Genomic DNA, 16,570 nt, shown 5'->3' with positions numbered 1-16,570 from the left:
GACCCCGGCGATTTCTGCCGGGGTCTTCCATTTTCGGCTGGGGGCGAGCCGGCGCGGTACGCTTAAGCATCTGAAGGAGAACGATGCCAGCAGCCTATATCTCGACGCGTCTTTCCTCTGTGCCTTTTCCGCCGTCGTTTGGCCAAGGCGCACGTAATGCTGTGACCACGTGCCTGCGGATTCAACCGGGCGAGAAAGTTACGGTCATCACCGATGAGAAGACGATGGCGATCGCGGCGTCGATCGCTGTGGAACTGGACCGGATCGGCTGCCAATGGAATGGCTTTGTACTCGAGGAGCTTGCTCCTCGGCCGTTGATCGGAATGCCTGCTGCTGTGCTGGAAGACATGGAGTCGAGCCAGGTGAGCATCTTCGCCGTGGAGGTGCAGCCGAATGAGTTGCGCAGCCGGATGGAGATGACGGATGTTGTGAACCGCCGCCGCATGCGGCACGCCCACATGGTGAATGTGACACCCGAGATCATGGTGCAGGGCATGCGCGCGGACTTCAGTGCGGTCGATGCGCTGTCGCAGGCGGTTCTGGATCGCGTGCGTGAGGCGACTTATGTGCGTGCGACGACTGCTGCTGGAACGGACATCCACGCGCAACTAAACCCGAACTACAAGTGGTTCAAGACGTCGGGCATCATCTCCACGGAGAAGTGGGGAAACCTGCCGGGCGGCGAGTGCTTTACGGCTCCGGGTGAAGTGAACGGTGTGTTTGTGGTCGACGGTGTTGTTGGCGACTATCTGTGCGCTCGTTATGGCATCCTGCGGGAGACGCCGCTTTCGATTGCTATTGAGAACAATCGGATCGTTCGGATTTCCTGCGAGAACAAGCAGTTGGAGCGGGAATTCTGGGCTTACACGCACACGGACGAGAACAGCGACCGCGTGGGTGAATTCGCAATTGGGACGAACATTGGCGTGCAGGAAGTGATCGGCAATATTCTGCAGGATGAGAAGTTCCCTGGCATCCATATCGCGTTCGGTGATCCATATGGCGCACATACAGGAGCGCCGTGGAAGTCTTCGACACACATCGATGTGGTCGGTCTCGGCTTCAACATCTGGCTGGGTGATGCTGAGGGCGAGTCTCAGATCATGCGCGATGGGGTGTTTCTGATTCAGCCTTAACGATTCCGGAGCGCGAGAAGTAAAAAAGGGGGCCATGTTCATGGCCCCTTTTTTTATGTCTGCTGTTGCGGTGCGAACGCTTACTTTACTGCGATGGAGCTGCGCAGCGTGAAGGTGATGGCACTCTCCGACGGGATGATGGTGTCGCGGCTGCCGGTGTACGCTCCTGCGACGGTGCCTGCGCCTGCGCCGGACATGCCGCCGATCAGGGCACCCTTACCACCGCCGGCCAGACCGCCGATGAGCGCACCGAGACCCGCGCCGCCGCCGATGAAGCCTGCAGTGCGCTTGCCGCGACCCTTGGTGCGTGCGATGTACTCGCTGGTCTGCACGCGGTAACCGCCGATGTTGGTCAGCTCGATGCCGATGGCGCCGGCGCCGGTGAAGTGGCCCCGGCCGTTGGCGCTGACGATCTCGCCACGCACTGAAGTACCGCGGCGGAAGACTGTTACTCCACGCACCACGATGGGGGAGTTAAGCTCGCCGCTGAAGCTGGTTCCGGGGCCGCCGCTATGTTCTGCCGAGAGCGATTCGTTGGTGCGGATGGTTACACGAGTACCAGCGGGGACGACCAGTGCCGGTGCGGGAGCGGGTGCCGCTGCGACCGGAGCTGCGGCAGGTGCGGGTGTTGCCGCGGGTGCGGGTGCTGTCGCGGGTCCGCTGGGGGCATAACCGGGCGCTGCTGCCGGGGGCATGGGAGTTACTGATCCGCCGGGTGCGACAGCAACTGGAGCACCGGTTGCGGGCGAGATGGCGGTGGAGCCATTGCCTACAGCGAGGACGGTGGAGCCGACGGGGAGCGGCTGGCCGGCGGCGATGACCTGTACGCTGCCATCGGGCATACGGACGGTGGTGGAGCCGGCGGTTGCGGCGTTATTGCTGTGGCAGCCGGCCAACATGGCCGCGGAAAGTGTTGCACAGAGCGCGAGCGAACGAACGGAGGGATGCATCCTGATGCTCCTGTATAAGACTGCGGACGCCGAACCTTTGTCATTGGATGGCCGTGCGTCATTTTTTGGTAGATGCAGCCGCAGCGTCGAAGTCGCCTACCGGCGAAAGTAAATTGTGCGGAAGCGCACACACACGAACGCCGCGATCCGGAGATCGCGGCGTTGCGAGAGAGTATTGGAAGGGAAGAGTTAGATCTTCGCTTCGCGATACGAGACGTGCTTACGCACGACCGGATCGTACTTCTTGAACTCCAGCTTAGCGCTGGTGGTCTTGGGGTTCTTGGTCGTGGTGTAGAAGTGGCCGGTACCGGCGCTGGAGACGAGCTTGATGATTGTGCGCATGTCCGTTATCCCTTCGCCTGGAGCAGGGCAGCTTCTACGCCCAGCTTGTTAATGGTGCGGAGGCCGCGTGCAGACACGCGCATACGCACAAACTTCTTCTCGCTCGGAACCCAAATGCGCTTCCACTGCAGGTTCGGCTCCCAGCGGCGACGCGTCTTATTGTTCGCGTGCGACACTTTATTTCCAGCCATCGGCCGTTTGCCGGTGATGGGACATACCTTCGCCATACCAATCTCCTGATGCCGGGTCTGATGTTTCAGACCAACCCTACGATTATGTCACGATTTCCACGAATTATTACACGCTTTTGTTGCGTTTCGGAGCCGGCAGAGGGAGAACCATGGGTGGTTCGCCGTGACCCCCTCCCCCCCCCCTCAATTTTCGTAAAAATCAGATTCGAAAGGGGTTAGGTTTTGCAGCGCCTGTAAAAATTAGATTCTATTGGACTTACACGCAAAAATTAGATTCTAAAGGATTTAGCTCGCGCCTAAAACGCCGTTATCCTCTACTCTTTCTATTCTAGCGGAATTCCTCTAATTATCCGCCACTTGTAAGTGGCTTTGAATGTGATGTTTAGATGGTCCAGGGGCTTGACAAGATTTCAGCGTGACGAGGATAGCGGTTCGAGATCCGTGCGAGCTCCGCCCTTGGAGGAATCTCCGGCGGGCTCCCTTCCCAGGAATGAGCCGTATTCGTCGCTCCATGGCGACCGGATGGTGACTCGGAGTCAGCTACCGGGGACTCGCAGGACCAGTGCTACGAGGATCGCTCCGGCGATCATGCAGGCGAGTTGCAGGCATACGCTGCGGATGGTGCTTTCTCCGGGGAGTTCCGGCATGAGGTTCACCAGGGCGATGTAGACGAAGCTGGCGGCACTTACGGGCAGGAGCCAGTTGGTTGCGTCGAATGTGTGGCCTGCCACGCCCACGATAGCTACCCCTGCCATGGCTGCCGCGGCGATGAGCAGAAGGAAGCGCTGGGCGCGGGCGGGCGAGACGTGGAGGTGGCGTAGCAGGGCGTAGTCGCCCATGCGGTGCGGCACTTCATGCAGCGTGATGGCAACGGCGGTTAGCCAGCCGATGCGACGGCCGGCGGCGAAGGCTGCGGCGACCGAGACACCATCGACGAAGCTGTGCAGCATGCCACCGAAGATGAGCGAGACGGGGCGTGCGCCGTGTTCGTGGTGATGATGGTGATGCGGACCGCAGTCGGGCTCGCCCTGCGCGGGCGTTTCGACAGGATGGCCGGTGAGTGTGGCGAAGATCCGCTCAAAGCAGAAGAGCACGAAGATGGTGGCGAGGAAGGTGAACCAGAGCGCCGGCCGATTGCCGACGGTGATGATGGCTTCCGGCATGATGTGCAGCAGCGCCGTTGCCAGCAGAACGCCGACGGCGAGACTGACGAGATACCCCATGCCGCGTTCGAGCAGGCGATGCCGCGCACTGAGCCAGAGCGCTGCCGCCATGGCCACTGCCTGAATCGCCGCTACGGCAATGCCTGCTTCCAACGTTTCCTCGTTCCTTAATTCTTTCGTATGCCCCTGAGAGATTCCCTCAGCGGCTAAAGCCGGTCTCTCTTGAGTTTGTTGATGGCATGGCTGAAGCCATGCCCCTCCGAAAGCAAAAGCTTAAATTCTTGCTTCCGATGTCCCTGGTGCTGAGAGGTCTTGTGCGCGTCTGATGGGTTCCGTAAGCGGCGAACGCCGGTCTTTCTTGAGCTTGTTGATGGCATGGCTGAAGCCATGCCCCTCCGAAAGCAAACGCTCAGGTCCTTGCTTCGAAGCAAGAGCTTGATGGTTGAGGATCACTTCGGCGAGAGGCACTCTATCAAGACTACCTTCTGTAAGCCTCATCTTCCTACAAGTTGCGGCGGGTGCGCGGCGATCTTGTAATGGATGCGCTCACCGTCTGGTAGTTGCAGAGATGCAATGCAGCCGGTGCCCCGTATGGCGTTGCAGAGACAGAGATGGTCTGCCGTTCGCAGGTCACTCATGGTGATGGATCGTTCCCGGATCAGGCCTGCTTCGAGGAGTGCTGCGCGGTAGGTACCGGGCAGGCAGCCACTGGCGAGCGGTGGTGTGAGCCACTGTCCCTGCAGGCATGCCAGCAGCGACGAAATGCAGCCCTCGGTGATCTCACCGATTTCATTCCGGAAGAGGGCTTCGTCGTGGCCTGCGGCATGCGCTTCGCGCAGGGCCGGATCGTACTCCGGGCGGAAGGTGCTCTTGTGGCGGAGGTACGGAGCTTCGCGGCTCGTGATCTGTCTTGCGAAGCTCACCTTTAGATGGGGCTGCCAGTTGGGAGCGTCGGCATGCTGAAGCTCAACCGCGCCATTGCGGTGGAGAAGCAGTCGCAGACGCCTGGGTTGGCCGTCCCACTGGGTGCTTGCTTCTGCGATGGTGGCGAGGATGGCTTCTGCGTCGAAACGGAATCCGAGGGATGCGGCGGAGCTTTCGAGGCGCTGCAGATGGAATGGGAGCAGCGGTATTCTTTCCGCGAGTTCCCGCTCATGCGCAAGAGTGCCAATGTCCGGGGCAGCCGGGGTGGTGCCCATCCAGCGCATTGTTTCGATCAGTTGGATGGGTTGGGCTGCGCGTTGCAGGAAGGCGGTTTTGAGGAGGCATTCGTCGTATTCGCCGGTGGAGGTGGAGTCTGCGACGATGCCGCCGCCGACTCCTAACACCATCGTTTTGCCGTCGAGTACGACGGTGCGGATCGCTACGTTGAAGCACGCGTTGCCGTCCGGTGCAAAGTAGCCGATGGCGCCGGTGTAGATGCCGCGTGGGTGGTCCTCGATCTGTGCGGTCAGTGCCATGGTGTGACGTTTGGGTGCGCCGGTGATGGAACCAGAGGGGAAGAGTGCGCGGAAGACCTGATACCAGGCGAGCCGGTGGGGCGTGCGGCCGGTGATAGTGGAGGTCATCTGCAGCAGCGTGGGATAGCGCTCGACTTCGAAGAGGCGATCGACGCGGACGGTGCCCGCTTCGCAGATGCGGCCGAGATCGTTGCGGAGAAGGTCGACGATCATGACGTGTTCTGCGCGGTTCTTCTCGTCATTGCGCAGGGACTCGGCGCGCGCGTCGTCTTCGGCTGCGGTTGTGCCGCGCAGCGCGGTGCCTTTCATGGGTTTGGTGGTCAGCGTGCCGTCGGGTGTGGCGCGGAAGAAGAGTTCCGGTGAGAGGCTGAGGACGGTTTGCTTTGCGGTAGCAGGTTCAGGATGGCGCCGTAGCTGCATGGCTGCTGCGTTTGCAACGCCGCGTAGAGCGTGGCTGCGTCGTCGGCGTACGGACTTAGTGCGTGGGTGGTGAAGTTGAGCTGGTAGGTATCGCCGGCGGCGATCCACCGCTGGATGCGGGCGATGGCGGCGGTGTAGTCTTCGCGGCGGATGCGCAGCATGGGAGCGATGGGCAGCGGTCCAGGCCTGGGCGGTTCGGGCTCATCCGTGGAGTCGCTTGTGTGGTCGAAGATGCGCGGCGCGGTGTAGATGCCGAAGGTTGCGAGCGGCGTCCTGGTTACTCGTGTGGGCAGGTCGAGGAAGTGGGAGCCGGCTTCGTAGTCCAGGGAACCGGCTACCCAGTGGCCTTCGGCGAGGGCCTGCTCGATGGCTTCGAAGAGAGACGGAAGTTCTTGCGGCGAGTGCGCGGTGAGGACGCGGTCAGCGGCGAGGAAGAGATAGGAGTGGTGCTGCGTTTCGCTTGGGAGTGAAGACTCAAGCAGGACCGTGCCGGTCTGGTCGAGGGCAGCCCTGCGCCAGGACGCGGGGAGCGGCGTCCATTTCCTTGGCTGGTCTGCGGGAACAGAGGGCATGGCAATAGTGTCTCGCGTCCCGTGCGTCGGGGTGTGCGAAACGAAGAACCCCATGTCTCAGAGAGGGAGACGTGGGGTTCTAACTGTGTCGTCGGATGTGTCTAGTTGCGGTTGGGACGCGTGATGATGATGGCGCGTGCGCGTTCGCCGGGGTCGCAGGTGTACTGGCGCTTGCGCATGGCGTCGAGCCAGGCGACATCACCGCATTCCAAGGTGCGTGTTTCCATCTCAGAGACGAGGGTGAGGGTACCTTCGACGACCATGGTGAATTCAACGCCTTCGAAGATGCGGGGCCGGAAGCAGACCTCTTCGGCGGTACCGCGAAATTCTGCGATGCAGGGAACCATGCTGCTGTCGGCGATGAGGCCGCTGAGGTTTTCCGAGAGGAAGGTCGGTACGGTTCCGGCGTTCTTCTGCAGGCGTACGCGCTCCGACTGGCGGAGGATGCGGAAGGTGATGGGCTGCTCGTCGCGGAAGAAGTACGAGAGATCTTTGCCGAAGGTGATGGAGATACGCGCCAGGTTTCGAACCGTGGGGACAACACGACCGGTTTCCAGCTGGGACAGGAAGCTGGCCGAGAGGCCGGTTTTCTTGCCGAGTTCGACGAGACCCATGGAGCGTTTCATGCGGAGGCGCCGGATGCGGTCGCCAATCTGCTTCGCTTCAATGGTGGACTCGACCTGGTTGGGCTCTACCACATCCACCGCGTCGGGGATGCGAACTTCTTCTTCCACTCGCATGGTTTTTGAGATGGTGAACAGACGAAAGAAGCTGCCCGGCGATGTGCGGGCAGCTTTCTTTGTCACTGGATTATCGTGCGGAATTGTTCGTTAAAAATCTTCGCCAAAGCCAACTTCGCCTTCGACCGCGGTCTGGTAGGCCGAGACGCGGCGTTCGAAGAAGTTGGTGAGCTCCTGGACGTCCTGCAGCTCCATGAAGCTGAAGGGGTTCTTGGTCTTGAAGTGAGGCGCGATGCCGAGTCGCTGCAGGCGGCTGTCGGCGACGTAGCCGAGGTAAGCGCGCATGTCGCGGACGGAGAGTCCGGCGACGCCGCCGGAGAGCAGATCGTCTGCGAATTGTGCTTCGCAGTCAACGGCTTCCTCGAGCATTTCGATGATCTGGCGCTCAAGATCGGCGTCCCAGAGGTCTGGTTCCTGCTGGCGGACGGTGTTGACGACCTCAAAGGCGAACTCGAGGTGGCAGCTTTCGTCACGGAAGACCCAGTTCGTGCCCGATGCCAGGCCGTGCAGCAGGCCCTTCGAACGGAAGAAGTAGACGTAGGCGAAGGCCGCGAAGAAGAAGAGGCCTTCAATCGACGACGCGAAGCAGATGAGGTTGAGCAGAAACTGGCGGCGGTGATCGCGCGTCTCGAGCGTGTCGAGGGCCTGGATGGAGTCCATCCACTTCATACAGAACTCGGCTTTCTTCTGGATGGAGGGGATGTTCTCAACGGCGGAGAAGGCCTCTTCGCGCTCTTTCTGGTCGGGGACGTAGTTGTCGAGCAGCGTCAGGTAGAACTGGACGTGCACGGCCTCCTCGTAGAGCTGGCGCGAGAGGTAGAGGCGCGCTTCGGGCGAGTTGATGTGCTTGTAGAGATTGAGCACGAGGTTGTTCGAGACGATGGAGTCGCCGGTCGCGAAGAAGGCCACGAGGCGCTTGATGGTGTGGATCTCGGCCGGGCTCATCTTCGAACGAAGATCGACGAGGTCGGTGGAGAAGTCGACTTCTTCCACGGTCCAGGTGTTCTTGATACCGTCGCGGAACATGTCGTAGTAGACCGGGTACTTCATCGGACGAAGCGTGAGACACATGCCGGGATCAAGGATGGAGATCGGTGCTGCGACGGAGTTAGCCGTGGTTACTGGCGTTGCGATGGTGGACATTGGATAGGACTCCTAACGAACTTGTTTCGCCTGCGTGCGGCGGGCGTGCTTTCTGCAAAGCACGCGGGATAACAGGGCGTGCGGGGCCGCCTTAAGGCCGCCCCACACGTATGTCTTACTGGCAGGCCTCGCAGCTCTCAGGGTTTTCGAGAGAGCAGGCGATGGCTGCGGAGGCGTCGATGGGCTGCTGCTCCGGCTCGGGGACGGAGACGTTCTGCAACTGGGCCTGTGCGGTCTGCGGCAGGCTGGAGGACATGGCGCCCTTCTGTACGGTGGTCTTCGCGATCTTGGTTGCGGGACGCGAACGCAGGTAGTAGGTCGTCTTGAGGCCCTGCTTCCAGGCGTACATGTACATGGAGGAGAGGCGGCCGATGTTGGGCGACTCGCTGAATAGGTTGAGCGACTGTGCCTGGTCGATGTAGGCGTTGCGTGCTGCTGCCATATCGATGAGGCTGCGCATGGGGACTTCCCAGACGGTGCGGTAGATGAGCTTCAGCTCGTCGGTGAGGTCGTCGATGTTCTGTACGGAACCTTCGGACATCTTGAGCTTCATGCGCATCTCTTCGTTCCACATGCCGAGTGCCTTGAGCTCGTTGATGAGGTAGCGGTTGACCTGCAGGAACTCGCCTGAGAGGGTTTCGCGCTTGAAGAGGTTGGAGATCTGCGGCTCGATGCACTCATAGCAGCCGACGATGGATGCGATGGTCGCCGTAGGTGCGATGGCGATCAGTAGGGAGTTGCGCACTCCAGACTGCTTGATGCGCTGGCGCAGTGCCTCCCAACGCTCGGGCTCGCTGGGCGTGATCTTCCATAGGTCGAACTGGAAGTTGCCCTGTGCGAGGCGGGTCTCGTTGAACGAGGGGTGCGGTCCGTTCTTCTCGGCGAGCTCGGTGGTGGCGAGCATGGCGTAGTAGTAGATCTCTTCCTGAATCTTGGTCGAGAGTGCCTGCGCTTCGGGGGAGTCGAAGGGAAGACGCATCTGGAAGAAGACGTCCTGCAGACCCATGACGCCAAGGCCTACGGGGCGCCAGCGGTTGTTGGCCTTGAGGGCCTGCTGCACCGGGTAGAAGTTGATGTCGATGACGCGGTCGAGCATGGGCACGGCAACCCGGACGGTGTTGGCGAGCTTCTCGAAGTCGAATACCGTCTTGCCGTTTTCGTCAGTCTTCATGTGACGACCTAGGTTCACCGAGCCCAGGTTGCACACAGCCGTCTCGTCCTTGCTGGTGACTTCCGTGATCTCCGTGCACAGGTTCGACAGATGGATCACGTTGCCGGGCAGGCCTGTCTGGTTGTTCTTGACGTTGCAGGCGTCCTTGAAGGTCATCCAGCCGTTGCCGGTTTCGGCAAGCGAACGCATCATGCGTGCGTAAAGGTCTCGCGCCTTCATCTGGCGGTAGTAGATCTTGTCTTCTTCGGCCTGGATGTAGGCCTTTTCGAACTCTTCCCCGAAGAGGTCAGGGAGCTGCGGGACGAGCTTGGGGTCGAAGAGCGACCACATGCCGTCCTCGTCGACGCGCTTCATGAAGAGGTCGGGAATCCAGTTGGCGAGGTTCAGGTTGTAGGTGCGGCGGGAGAGATCGCCGGTGTTCTCGCGGAGTTCCAAGAAGCTCTCGATGTCCGCGTGCCAAGGCTCGAGGTAGACGCAGCATGCACCCTTCCGCTTACCGCCCTGGTTGACGGCGGCGACGGAGGAGTCGAGCGTACGCAGCCACGGCACGATGCCGTTGGAGAGGCCGTTGGTGGCACGGATCAGCGATCCTTCGCTGCGGACGCGGTGAAAGGCGAGGCCGATGCCGCCGGAGAACTTGCTGAGCAGCGCGACGTCCTTGTAGGAGTCGTAGATGGATTCGAGCGAGTCCTGCGGTGAGTCATGCAGGTAGCAGCTCGACATCTGCGGGTGCTTCGTACCGCTGTTGAAGAGCGTGGGCGACGACGGCATGTAGTCGTGCGAGGAGATCAGGTTGTAGAACTCAATTGCTTCGTGCGGGGTGCCGGCGAGACCGCAGGCGACGCGCAGGAAGAAATGCTGCGGGGTCTCGATGACCTTGCGGGAGAGGGGATCGCGGAGCAGGTAGCGGTCGTATACGGTGCGCAGGCCGAAGTACTCGAAGCGGTCGTCGTTGTCTTCCTTGATGGCCTGGTTCAGCTTGCGCATGTGGATGCGTACGAACTCTGCGACTGCGGGCGAGACGATGCCGACCTGCGCGCCGTACTCGACGGACTGCGAGAAGGAGTGCAGGTTTTGACCGGCGACTTCCTTGAGGATGGTGGCCAGCAGCAGCCGCGAAGCCAGCTTGGAGTACTGCGGCTCTTCCGCAATAAGGGAAGCGGCAGTGTCGATGGAGATGGCGTCCAGTTCGCGGGTGGTCGCGCCGTCATAGAGACCACCGATGGTCTTGGATGCGATGCGGATCGCATCGACGTGCTGCAGGCCGTAGCCAGAGCGCTGCACGGCGCGGACGATCTTGTTGACGTCTACCGGTTCGAGAGCGCCGTTCCGCTTTTTGACGTGCATGACGGGCGTTTCTTCGCGGGCGGGGAAGCCGGGAAGGATATCGGAAAGGCTGGTCTGGACGGTAGTGCTCGCCATGGTGCTCCTTGCATGCGCCATTGAAGGCGCGCTGCCGAAATGGGGTGGAGAACATTCGTTTCGGGCGATGTGTTTCCAGCAAGACCGCCTTGCCTTCGACCATCGTCTAACTGCTGCTTTTTTCGCTTTAGCTTCGCTTGTGCAGGGATCGCTGGGGAGCGGTGCCATGCACTGCATCGGAAGTAGATGTACTTTAGCTCGTGCCGGGTGACCGCGCAAGCACAAGATGTGGGATGCCGGTGCAAAAGTCTGGCGGCACTTGTGGTCGTTCCGATGTGGGTAACCGCAACTTCAACTGTACGAAGAGTTGCCGTGGAAATGTGGTCCCGGAACTTGAGAAAGTGCTTCGACGGCGAAGAAGGCGGATAACCGCGTGGGGTGGGAACGGTGGTTCGCATTCCGCGACAAAGCGGTTTGCCGTGTCCCGTCCGAACCTCTATACTCGATCAAGTCGGAGAGTTGGCAGAGCCCGGTTGAATGCACCTGACTCGAAATCAGACATAGGCGTAAGTCTATCGGGGGTTCGAATCCCTCACTCTCCGCCACGACCTTCATTAAGTTCTACACGGAACGCCATAAACCCCTCTATCTGAGGGGTTTATCTGTTTCTATGCCTTCCACACAGTCTGCCGGATGTCTACCTGCTCCTACTGGTACGCATACTGGCGGAAACTCCGTTGGAAAGCGTCCCTATTCATCTCTTTGGCCCCGAGGCTGGAAGTGGGGGACTGAAAGTATCGACGAAGGAGCGTCGATATCCAGGATATGTACGCGAGCTTATTCAGAAGAGCCATTGGGCTGATCGCCCCGCTCGCCGAGATTCCCGAATCAGACTTACACCTATCCTAGGGAAGCAGTTGCGTTCCTTGGTTTAGGACTCGAGGATTGCGATCTTAAATGCGCCATTTGACCCGCGACGGGAGGGCCTAAGCTACATCTTTAAGATGTGTGGCGAGCTCGAGTCAGGTTTGCCCGATGTTCAAAACCTAAGACAGTGATGATCGAGGGCAAAGGGGGACGCGACCACTCTGTACGCCGGCGGCATCAAGACGGCTGTAGCGACTTGCGGCACAGCGTTCACCGTCGCGCACCTTGAACTGGCGATCGCCAACGATATCCGTAAGATCGTGTTGGTCTTCGACCCGGACAAGGCTGGCGAGCAGGGAACTGACAATCTTTGCAAGTTGAGATCCCACAGGTAGGGCCCTCTGACGACATACCGGCGGTGGCCCTACCTACGGTTGGATCTTTCCGCTGGTGGACGAAGTCCCCGTTCGCGGGACATTCTTTGTAATGTGCTTATCGAGAAATTCGTGCAGCAAACCGCCCGCTGCGCGTCCTCCCATGCTGATTATTGCATTTGTAAAGACCAAGCCATAACCGCGGTCAGCATGCGGATAGTAGAGGTTCGATATCATGCCGGCCCCAATGTCGCCGAGCAGGTAGGAGTAATTCGGAGCCGTATGGCCATTGTCGTTTCGCACAGCCACAGCGAAGCTGATGGCGTGCAAGGCGCGTGACTTGGTCGTGCCCGTCCCCTGATAGAAGTAGCGAGGATCCTGGTGAAGGAGAGAGGGGAAGACTGCATGGCTCAAAATGCTCTGGAAGAGACCGTCGCCATATGCGGCGGCGTAGCGTTTTCCGTATCCTGCCGCACCTGATCCGTAACCAGCATACGAGTTATTCGCTTGTTCCACGCCCGCTACGATTGCCGTGCCAGCAAAGCGCGTTGGATCGAGAAACTCATGAAGCGCTAAGCCGTACTTCTGCTTCGCGGTCATTGGCGCTGCATCGTGCACGAAGCTGATGTAGTAGTTGGGCAGGATGCCGATCAGTCGCTGTTTCTCCTGTGCCTTAATCTGCTCGGCTGCGATTATCTCCGTCGGTCGTACGGTCACCTCACTGCTGGCGGATGCGATCCCCAGCGTGATTGCGTAGATCGCCACGGCCTCTTGCGAGCCGACGTCGAAACTCTCGGTGGTGTATCCCTCAAAGCCATTCTGCGGCAGCACGACGACACGGTAGGTCCCGGAAGCCACTTTGCCAAAGGTGAACTTTCCGTCGATATCCGTTGACGCTTGCCGAATGTCCTTACCAGCAACGTCTTCCAAGTGGAGAGCAATCCCCACGATGGAAGCGCCGGCAGTGTCAAGAATCATGCCCGACAGTGTGGAGTCACCTTGTGTCGTGGCCTGCGCTATTGCCATGGACGATGTGCTCTGTGGAGTTGGGCCATCTGGCAGGTGGAGCGCGGCCTGGTTCTGGCCCCAGAGAGGAAGGGCGACAAACATACAGCTCATAGTAAGCAGGCCTAGCCGTGCGCAACTTTGTTGATAGAGCTGGACGACATCGCTCGCAGTCTCTTCCACGTGCGGTGGTGTGAGAGCGCACGCCGCGCCGACCGACTCATCTCTCTGACCGACGCGATCTGGACCGCCCAATAGTTGTTTCAGCTTCAGCTGGTGCCTCACGAATTCTGGAAGACAAGATCCCTCTCGTCCACCGTGACATGGTGAATAGTTGTGCTTTCCTTACGGTCCGCCATCGAGTGATGGCGATCACGCTGGCCTTCGGGGAGACAGCTCTTGATGCCGGGTGCTTCTTCCGACTGAGGTCGCCGACAGAACTACTGCTTTGCGGTCTCGATAGTCTTCGGAGCTTCCGATGTGTGGCTGTCGGCTGCGATGTGGAAGTTCATCGTCACGTCATGCATCCCCATGAACGAGCTGACAGGTTTGACCGGAGTGGTTATTTCGCCTGCTTTTGCCCATACCTGGTAGTCGTGATCGAGTGGCAGACCACCGAAGATATAGTTCCCGTTCTCGTCCGCAAGAAGTTGACGCACTTTCAAGGTTCGATCGTCCTTGAGGAAGACCTCAGCCCGTGGGATTCCTTTTTCGTGGCCGTCTCGCACAACTCCCTGCACGACGCGCTGCGGCACACGGTACGGCGCGTTGCGCTCAACGCCGCCGCCGCGGACGCTGACAATCGCTTTGAATGGGGCGGGTCCTGCCAGCGGCGCACCTTGTGCTGCCGCAAACCGACCGAAGATTAGAATGGCGCCCGCAAGAGCCAAGCAGGATCGCAGAGCGAGGGAATTACCACTGGAGTTTAAAAGCATGCGCAATGTCTTGCTCCTTCTGCAGCGGTCCTATGGATCACTGCGGCCGCGTTGGCTTTAGAAGAACGCTTCCGGTTTGTTGCCGTGGTCACGGTTTGTAACAAATTGTCATCGCCGCAGTCCGTTGGTGCTGCATGAGTGCACCGCCTGATCAGCTGCCTGACAGGATCCTGAAATGTCACGAGTGATGATGACAATTCGTTACCGACCGGAGTGCCGCCGAAGACTTCGTTGAACGTCTATCGCACTGTGAGCCGACAATATTCCAAAGTTTTTCGACACGAGATGGCTGACTGTAAACGCAAGGTATTTCTATCGCTTCTCTGTGCGGTAGTTACCTGCGTTGCTCCAAACAAATCCCTGGCGCAATCCGCGGCGAAATGGGACAAGCGCGGGAACGAGGCCGAGCTGCGTAATGATTTCGACGCAGCCTTTGAGGCCTATCGTCAAGCGCATCTACTGAAGCCGAAGGATCTCCGCTACGAGACCCACTATGAGCGGATGCGCTTCCAGGCATCGAACGCACATCTGGATCGTGGGCGTGTCTTGCGGCAATCTGGCGACGCCGGCGCCATGAAAGAGTTCGCGCGCGCCCTGCAGATCGACCGGGGAAATCAATCGGCTGCACAAGAGCTCCTCGCCTCAGAGGAACCATCCAATGCATCGCATGCGTCGGGAAGTGCGGTTGCTGGAGGAGGCGGTGCGGCCGCTCCGGTGGGGAACTTACAGGCACAGCATCAGAAGCGCGTGCGTCGCGAGATTGATTCTTTGGACAGTCCGGTCGAGCTCGCGCCAATTTCGATGGACCCTATCACCATGCACCTTGTTGAAGACAGCAAGGTCATCTATCAGGCGATCGCAAAGCTGGCGGGCCTCAATGTCATCTTCGATTCCGACTACAACTCGAGACGGATTGCGGTGGACCTCTCCAACGTGTCGCTGAACGATAGTCTCCGAATCGTCGGTAAGATAGCCGGGACGTTCTGGTCTCCACTTACGGAGAACACGATCTTTGTTGCGCAGAACAATCGCGCGAAGCATACCGACAATGACGGTCTTGCGGTAGAGACGTTCTATTTGACAAATATGTCGCAGCAGAATGATGCCAACGAAGTACTGACTGCGCTCAGGAATCTCCTCGATCCGAGTACCAAGATCTTTCTACTCGCATCGCAGAACGCCATTGTGATCCGTGCGACCCCAGCCGAGCTGGTGCTGGTTCAGAAGCTGATTGATGACTTTGATCGGACGCGCTCGGAAGTGGTCGTAGACGTTGCGGTTCTGGAGGTAAGCCGTGATCTGGAGCGGAATCTAGGCATTACGTTGCCGACGAGCTTCAGTGTGAGTGCCCAAGCCAGCAATGCGAATTCCACCAGTTCTTCGAGCTCATCGTCAACGTCTACTAGTACTTCCACCTCGGGATTGACGCTGAACACACTCGGCAACTTGAACGGCACCAACTTCGCCGTGACTTTGAGCAGCGCTTCGCTGAACGCGCTGCTGTCTGACTCGGACACGCGGGTTCTGCAGAATCCAAGGGTACGCGCGAGTGATGGTCAACAGGCGACGCTCAAGATCGGATCAAAGATCCCCGTCGCAACCGGTTCGACAACTTCCACGCTCACATCGACTGCCACAGCGACGACGCAGTTCACTTACGTGGATGTGGGTGTCAACATCGACATGACACCCACGGTTCATCTTGATCACCAGGTATCACTCAAGATGAAGATCGAAGTCTCCTCGCAGACAGGGTCAACCACCATCAGCGGCGTCTCGGAGCCGATCATCTCCCAGCGCTTGGTGCAGCAGGTGATTCAACTCAAAGACGGCGAACCATCCATTCTGGCTGGGCTTCTTCAGCAGAGCGATACCAAGAGCGTAAGCGGAACGCCTGGGCTAGGAGAGCTACCGTTTCTCAAATATTTTTTTAGCAGTCAGGACAAGAAGCAATCGAGCGACGAGATCGTCTTCCTACTGATTCCGCACATCGTTCGGGAATCACCCCTGACCGAAGCGAACACGAGAGTGATCGACAGCGGCACCAGCCAGAGCATCGAACTGCGGCATCGCGGCCCGAATGGCAGACTCAGCGATACGAAGGATGTGGACGATGTTGGAGGCAAAGAGCAGGCTGCCACCAGTCAGCCGACGTCTGCCGCGAACGCTGCCTCGGCCATGCTTGGACAGCTTGCGGCGCAGGCGCGTCCGCTGGTATCACCCACAACCAAGACAAGCGGCGCGATACCAAGTGCATCGGTAGTCCTTCAAGTGGTACCGTCCGCAGTGAATCAGCAGATCGGATCCACCTTCCAGGTGGCTGTGACGGCTTCCCACGCGGTCGATCTATTCAGCGCTCCGTTCCAAGTAAATTTCGATCCCAAGGTGTTGTCGCTCGTGCGCGTGGACAACGGAGAGCTCCTGGGCCGTGACGGTCAACCCGCGGCGTTGCAGCAACGCGAGAGCGGCAATGGAGTGGTCTCCGTATCCGTGGTGCGGCCACCAAATGCTGGTGGGGTGACGGGTGATGGAAGCCTTGTGATCCTTACGTTCAAGGCGGTAGGCAGTGGAGATTCGACTCTAACCCTGACGAACATGAACGCCACTGACAGCAAGCAGAGTGGCCTGGCTGTCGTCGGGAAACCTGGGGCGGTGCATGTTCAGTAGATGGGAGGCGGGACTTGTTTTCTTGCTTCCCCTCGGTGCTGCGTGCGCAAGTCCCGGTATCACTTGCGCAAG

At 59.4% G+C, this 16,570-nt stretch carries 13 protein-coding genes, 1 tRNA gene and 1 pseudogene; 4 read left to right on the top strand and 11 right to left on the bottom strand.

The window, feature by feature from the left end:
* Positions 1–83: 83 nt before the first annotated feature.
* Positions 84–1,136 carry an aminopeptidase gene (locus TERRO_RS10215; protein WP_014785920.1) on the top strand — a complete coding sequence of 351 codons (1,053 nt, stop codon included), beginning with the start codon at positions 84–86 and terminating at the stop codon, positions 1,134–1,136.
* A gap of 80 nt (positions 1,137–1,216) precedes the next feature.
* Here the strand turns inward: TERRO_RS10215 and TERRO_RS10210 are convergent, their stop codons facing one another.
* From TERRO_RS10210 to TERRO_RS10175, 9 genes are all read right to left on the bottom strand, one after another.
* The gene (locus tag TERRO_RS10210; protein ID WP_014785919.1) at positions 1,217–2,086 is read right to left on the bottom strand and encodes a hypothetical protein; all 870 of its coding nucleotides are present in this window, start codon (positions 2,084–2,086) and stop codon (positions 1,217–1,219) included.
* 189 nt (positions 2,087–2,275) lie between these two features.
* Positions 2,276–2,428, bottom strand: a complete 153-nt coding sequence (rpmG, locus tag TERRO_RS10205; protein ID WP_014785918.1) for a 50S ribosomal protein L33 — start codon at positions 2,426–2,428, stop codon at positions 2,276–2,278.
* 5 nt (positions 2,429–2,433) lie between these two features.
* Complete coding sequence (gene rpmB, locus TERRO_RS10200) at positions 2,434–2,655, bottom strand: 50S ribosomal protein L28 (RefSeq protein WP_014785917.1); 222 nt, start codon at positions 2,653–2,655, stop codon at positions 2,434–2,436.
* A gap of 500 nt (positions 2,656–3,155) precedes the next feature.
* On the bottom strand, positions 3,156–3,935 hold the full coding sequence (locus tag TERRO_RS10195; protein WP_014785916.1) for a ZIP family metal transporter: 780 nt from the start codon (positions 3,933–3,935) through the stop codon (positions 3,156–3,158).
* A 341-nt stretch (positions 3,936–4,276) separates the two neighbouring features.
* Complete coding sequence (locus TERRO_RS10190) at positions 4,277–5,662, bottom strand: chorismate-binding protein (RefSeq protein ID WP_081490631.1); 1,386 nt, start codon at positions 5,660–5,662, stop codon at positions 4,277–4,279.
* Positions 5,563–6,234, bottom strand: a complete 672-nt coding sequence (locus TERRO_RS22030) for a chorismate-binding protein (RefSeq protein ID WP_157178322.1) — start codon at positions 6,232–6,234, stop codon at positions 5,563–5,565. Before TERRO_RS22030 ends, TERRO_RS10190 begins: the two co-directional genes overlap by 100 nt.
* 101 nt (positions 6,235–6,335) lie before the next feature.
* Complete coding sequence (locus TERRO_RS10185; RefSeq protein WP_014785915.1) at positions 6,336–7,040, bottom strand: helix-turn-helix domain-containing protein; 705 nt, start codon at positions 7,038–7,040, stop codon at positions 6,336–6,338.
* A gap of 24 nt (positions 7,041–7,064) precedes the next feature.
* Positions 7,065–8,117, bottom strand: coding sequence for a ribonucleotide-diphosphate reductase subunit beta (locus tag TERRO_RS10180; protein WP_014785914.1), 1,053 nt, complete (start codon positions 8,115–8,117; stop codon positions 7,065–7,067).
* A gap of 115 nt (positions 8,118–8,232) precedes the next feature.
* Positions 8,233–10,710: a ribonucleoside-diphosphate reductase subunit alpha gene (locus tag TERRO_RS10175; protein WP_014785913.1), complete on the bottom strand. Its 2,478-nt coding sequence runs from the start codon at positions 10,708–10,710 to the stop codon at positions 8,233–8,235.
* 453 nt (positions 10,711–11,163) lie between these two features.
* Here TERRO_RS10175 and TERRO_RS10170 point away from each other — a divergent pair.
* Positions 11,164–11,255 (top strand) — tRNA-Ser (locus tag TERRO_RS10170).
* 480 nt (positions 11,256–11,735) lie between these two features.
* A pseudogene (locus TERRO_RS23910) lies at positions 11,736–11,912 on the top strand (toprim domain-containing protein); the annotation flags it as partial.
* Between the two features lie 33 nt (positions 11,913–11,945).
* Here TERRO_RS23910 and TERRO_RS10165 read toward each other — a convergent pair.
* The gene (locus TERRO_RS10165) at positions 11,946–12,869 is read right to left on the bottom strand and encodes a carboxypeptidase-like regulatory domain-containing protein (protein WP_245536076.1); all 924 of its coding nucleotides are present in this window, start codon (positions 12,867–12,869) and stop codon (positions 11,946–11,948) included.
* Between the two features lie 467 nt (positions 12,870–13,336).
* The gene (locus TERRO_RS10160) at positions 13,337–13,831 is read right to left on the bottom strand and encodes a carboxypeptidase-like regulatory domain-containing protein (protein ID WP_157178321.1); all 495 of its coding nucleotides are present in this window, start codon (positions 13,829–13,831) and stop codon (positions 13,337–13,339) included.
* A 285-nt stretch (positions 13,832–14,116) separates the two neighbouring features.
* Between TERRO_RS10160 and TERRO_RS10155 the strand changes: the two genes are divergently transcribed.
* The gene (locus TERRO_RS10155; protein ID WP_014785910.1) at positions 14,117–16,498 is read left to right on the top strand and encodes a cohesin domain-containing protein; all 2,382 of its coding nucleotides are present in this window, start codon (positions 14,117–14,119) and stop codon (positions 16,496–16,498) included.
* The last annotated feature ends 72 nt before the right edge of the window (positions 16,499–16,570 follow it).

Origin of the sequence: Terriglobus roseus DSM 18391 (genome assembly GCF_000265425.1) — a bacterium.
In the GTDB taxonomy this organism is placed as follows: Bacteria; Acidobacteriota; Terriglobia; order Terriglobales; family Acidobacteriaceae; genus Terriglobus; species Terriglobus roseus.
The sequence above is the reverse complement of the archived record's forward strand: the minus strand, read 5'-3'. Positions and strand labels throughout refer to the sequence as shown.

What these genes read in the sequence shown, in the direction of transcription:
- TERRO_RS10190 (WP_081490631.1), bottom strand. Translation starts at nt 5,662, where the DNA reads ATGCAGCTACGGCGCCATCCTGAACCTGCTACCGCAAAGCAAACCGTC.
- TERRO_RS10210 (WP_014785919.1), bottom strand. Translation starts at nt 2,086, where the DNA reads ATGCATCCCTCCGTTCGTTCGCTCGCGCTCTGTGCAACACTTTCCGCG.
- rpmG (WP_014785918.1), bottom strand. Translation starts at nt 2,428, where the DNA reads ATGCGCACAATCATCAAGCTCGTCTCCAGCGCCGGTACCGGCCACTTC.
- TERRO_RS10215 (WP_014785920.1), top strand. Translation starts at nt 84, where the DNA reads ATGCCAGCAGCCTATATCTCGACGCGTCTTTCCTCTGTGCCTTTTCCG.
- rpmB (WP_014785917.1), bottom strand. Translation starts at nt 2,655, where the DNA reads ATGGCGAAGGTATGTCCCATCACCGGCAAACGGCCGATGGCTGGAAAT.
- TERRO_RS10155 (WP_014785910.1), top strand. Translation starts at nt 14,117, where the DNA reads ATGGCTGACTGTAAACGCAAGGTATTTCTATCGCTTCTCTGTGCGGTA.
- TERRO_RS10160 (WP_157178321.1), bottom strand. Translation starts at nt 13,831, where the DNA reads ATGCTTTTAAACTCCAGTGGTAATTCCCTCGCTCTGCGATCCTGCTTG.
- TERRO_RS10180 (WP_014785914.1), bottom strand. Translation starts at nt 8,117, where the DNA reads ATGTCCACCATCGCAACGCCAGTAACCACGGCTAACTCCGTCGCAGCA.
- TERRO_RS10175 (WP_014785913.1), bottom strand. Translation starts at nt 10,710, where the DNA reads ATGGCGAGCACTACCGTCCAGACCAGCCTTTCCGATATCCTTCCCGGC.
- TERRO_RS22030 (WP_157178322.1), bottom strand. Translation starts at nt 6,234, where the DNA reads ATGCCCTCTGTTCCCGCAGACCAGCCAAGGAAATGGACGCCGCTCCCC.
- TERRO_RS10165 (WP_245536076.1), bottom strand. Translation starts at nt 12,869, where the DNA reads ATGATTCTTGACACTGCCGGCGCTTCCATCGTGGGGATTGCTCTCCAC.